Annotated in this window: 4 protein-coding genes; 1 reads left to right on the forward strand and 3 read right to left on the reverse strand. The window is 71.5% G+C overall.

Annotated features, from left to right (window positions below):
* On the forward strand, positions 1-190 hold a 190-nt coding region (locus G3I40_RS24880; protein ID WP_164304351.1), incomplete at its 5' end, for a sensor histidine kinase.
* A gap of 19 nt (positions 191-209) precedes the next feature.
* Here G3I40_RS24880 and G3I40_RS24885 read toward each other — a convergent pair.
* From G3I40_RS24885 to G3I40_RS24895, 3 genes are all read right to left on the reverse strand, one after another.
* Entirely contained in the window at positions 210-1733 is a 1524-nt protein-coding gene (locus tag G3I40_RS24885; RefSeq protein ID WP_203644746.1) for a sulfatase, read from the reverse strand.
* Between the two features lie 188 nt (positions 1734-1921).
* On the reverse strand, positions 1922-2767 hold the full coding sequence (locus G3I40_RS24890; RefSeq protein WP_164304352.1) for a phosphotransferase: 846 nt from the start codon (positions 2765-2767) through the stop codon (positions 1922-1924).
* A 42-nt stretch (positions 2768-2809) separates the two neighbouring features.
* Positions 2810-3709 (reverse strand): hypothetical protein (locus G3I40_RS24895; protein ID WP_239091924.1); only part of this gene is annotated, 900 nt, incomplete at its 5' end.

The raw sequence follows: 3709 nt of genomic DNA on the forward strand, positions 1-3709 counted from the left end.
CGCGGACGAGGCGCTGCCGCGGCTGTTCGAGCGGTTCTACCGCGGCGACCCGGCACACAGCGGCGACGGCAGCGGCCTCGGGCTGGCCATCGTCGCGGCGGTCGCCCAGGCGCACGGCGGCGGCGTGGACGTGGCCAGTGCCCCGGGAGAGGGGACCCGCGTGAGCGTCCGGCTCCCGAAGGCCCCCTGACACGCCCCCGGGGACCGGGTCAGCCGGCCCGGCTCGCGGCGGCGCACTCCTTCGCGCCCTTGCAGTCCTGCAGCCGCTTCAGGTCCGAGGCGAGCCGCTCCTTCGTGCGCGAGGACAGCTGCCCGTAGACGTTGTGCAGCATGTCCGGGTCCTTGCTGCGGTCGTAGTACTCGTGGGAACCGTTCCGGTACGCGACGTACGTGTACCGGTCCGTGCGCAGCGCCTCGTAACTCGGCGGATTGCCGCTGCCCTTGCCGGGCTTGTCGGGATCCTGCGCGGAGGTGTTGGGCCCGTGGTGCTCCACCAGCGCGGTCCGCGGCCAGTCCGCCGGGGTCTCGCCCTTCAGCAGCGGCACCAGGCTGCGGCCGTCGGCGTCCGGGTCGGCCGCGGCGCCGCCCAGCTCCGTGAAGGTGGGGCAGATGTCGATGTTGGAAGCGATCGCCCCTGTGGTCTCGCCCTGCGGGACGCCGGGGCCCGTGACCACCAGCGGCACGTTCACGTCGGTGTCGAAGGCGGTCTGCTTGCCCGGCATCAGGCGGTACTGGCCCATGTGGAAGCCGTTGTCGGACGCGAACGCGAAGACGGTGTTGTCGTACACGCCTTCCTTCTTCAGCTTCTCCTGCAGGTCACCGATCATGCGGTCGACGGCCTGGACGGCACGCACGCGCTTGCGGTACGTGCGGGTGATCTTCTTGATCTGCTGCGGGGTGAAGGCCTTCTTGTCCTTGAGCCACTGCGGGGCGTCCGTGGGGGTCTTGTCGAAGGCCGGTGGCCGCGGCAGCTTCAGATCCTGGAACGACCCCTCGTCCTGGGGGGCCGGGGTGGCCGGGCCGTGCGGCGCGAAGGTGGAGATGTCGAGCACGAAAGGCTTCTTGTCCCGCACCGACGTCCCGATGAAGTCCTGGCCCTTCTCGTTGACGACGTCGGTCAGGTAGTCCTCCGGGTCGTGCCCGTGGTCGACCGTCCTGCCGTTCTCGTTGAGGGCGTAGTCGTACTCCTTGTAGCCGTTCCCGGCCACGTCCCACTCGTCCCAGCCCGGGGGCACGTAGTTCTTCTCGCCGTCCACCGTCATGTCCGGCTGGTAGCCGTTGAGGTACTTCCCCATCATCGCCGTGCGATAGCCCTGCTGGTGCAGGGCGGTGGCGAAGGTCTTGTCCTCGTTCCCCTTCTCGTGGAAGGTCTCGAAACCGCCGTCCGGCGGCGTGTTCGTGAACACCCCTGTGTTGTGAGGGAACTTGCCGGTGAAGAGGGACGAACGGGACGGACAGCACAGGGAGTCGGTCACCGTGTAGTTCGAGAAGGACAGGCCGTCCTTCTGCATCGCCTTCACGTGCGGCATGTGGTCCACCAGGTCCGACGAGAGGTCGTCGGTCAGCACCCACACGATGTTGGGCCGCTGCGGGGAAGCGCTGCCGCGCGGACTCCCGCTCTCCTCGGCCGTGCCCGCACGGCCGTCGTCGCCGCTGCACGCGACCAGGCCGGCCGCGAGGGCGACGATGGCCAGCCATGGCGCGGCGTTCCTGCGCACACCTGCGATGGTCAACGGATCTCCTCCTGGGCTGGGCGACCGAACGGTTCTTGAGAATCCGACGGTGCCGCACGCGCGTGGGAGAACGGTGTGAGCGGGGCGGGCAGGGCGTGGGAATGACACGGTCCCCGGTGAACGGGGCGTGTTCCCAGCGTTCCCAGGGGTCCCAGGGTTCCCGGAGTCCCAGGGTTGCCGGGGCGGGTTCAGTCCTGTGCGCAGCGGTCGAGCGCCGCGCGCACCCGATGGAGGCCCTCCGCGCGCCAGTGGTCCCGGTCGGGCATCTGGTCGTCCCGGCGCCAGCGCCAGGACGAGAACAGCGCCCAGTTCAGGGCGCGGCACCGGTCGACCAGGCCGAGGTCGGCCCCCGGGTAGTGCGGTGCGACGTCCTCGGGCGCGTGGGCGAGATCGAACGCGACCGGCCCGCGGCAGCACGTGCCGAGGTCCACGAACAGCGGTCCTCGTCCCGTGTGGAGGAGGTTGCCCGGATGGGGTTCGCCGTGCAGCAGCTGCTCGCTGTCCTTCCCGGTGCCGATCCCGGTGCTCAGGGCGGTGAGCGTGTCGCGGAGGAACTCCCGCTCCGCAGCGGGCAGTTCGGGGGAGCGGTCCTGGTCGTTCACCTCACCGAGGGCCCGGGCGACGCGATCGGTGAAGTGCGGGGCGTCCAGGTCGATCCGGCGCAGGGCGGCGTGATGGCGCGAGAGCGCGTCCGCGTAGGCGGCCGGCGCGATCTCCGGCTCCAGCGGTGCGTAGTACGTCCACAGCGACAGGGCGAACCCGTCACGCGAGAAGACGCGGGGAGCGACCCGCGGGTCGAGCTCGGCCACCGGGGCGTCGACGACGTCGGCGAGGAGGCGGGCGACCTCCACCTCGAACGTGGAATCGGCCAGGTGTTCCGACGGCGCGACCCGGGCGAGGACATCGCACGGCACCAGGCGCAGGGCGACGCGGTCCGAGTTCTGGATGACGACCACGTCGTCGACCTGGAGGCTCAGTTCCGCAGCGGTGGTCGTTGCGGCCCCCACCGCCCGGCGGAGTGCCGATGGCTCCATCCCGTCCTCCGTCCTCGCCGTCGCGTACGCGTACCGGCGCCCTCATTCGTACATCACGTACGAGGGGCGCGGGTCAAGGCCCAGGACCTCGTCCGGGGTCATGAGGCGGCTGCCGCCCTCGGTGTCCTCGTCGAAGAAGAGTTTGAAACCGGTGTGCACGCGCGGGGGCATGCGCGCGACCAGCCGTTTCCAGGTCTCCCGCTTGAGGTGCGGGGTGCCGATCCCGTCGGCGCTCTTGATGGCGGCCACGCCCGCGGGGACGCGCAGCCGGTCCGCGTCCCGGACGACGGACTCGGCGACCTGGTGGTGGACGAACACCTTCTCCGGGAGGTCGTGCGCCTCCACCAGCGACGCGAGATGGGCGGCGATCCGGGTCAGTTCGGCGCCGCTGGTGCGGCCGTAGGTGTCGCCGGGCTTCTGGCCGGGGGCCATCTCCCACTCCGGGTCCAGGGCGATGCCGACATCCGGGTGGACGAGCCACTTCCGCAGCGCCTTCACCTCGGCGAGGGCGTCGGCGCGGCCCGGTTGGATGTTGAGGAGGAGCAGCGCCTTGTGGCGGCGGGCCGCCGCCAGGAACGTGTGGATCGTGGCGTCGGGGGTGCGGCTGCGGTAGGTGCCGTCGGGCCCGGCGGAGGAGTTGGCGACGACGGCGAGCAGTTCGAGGACGGGCAGCACCGTACGGCCGTCGGCATAGGCCCGGCCCCGCCGTTCGATCTCCTTGACCCGGTCGTCGAGGTCACCCGTGCCGAGCCGTCCGAGGGCGGCGGCGCCGGGCAGGCCGCAGTAGCCGACGAGCCGGTGCTCGGGGAAGAGCCGGCGCCCGCCGCGCGGCAGCTCGGGGCGGCGTCGGGTGGGTCGCGGTGACGCGCTGGGCGAGGAGGGGGCGGGCGAGGACGTGGAGGACGTGGATGCCGCCTGTGTGGTCCGGTCCGGGGTGCGGCC

It is taken from the genome of Streptomyces sp. SID14478, assembly GCF_010548525.1.
Lineage (GTDB): Bacteria > Actinomycetota > Actinomycetes > Streptomycetales > Streptomycetaceae > Streptomyces.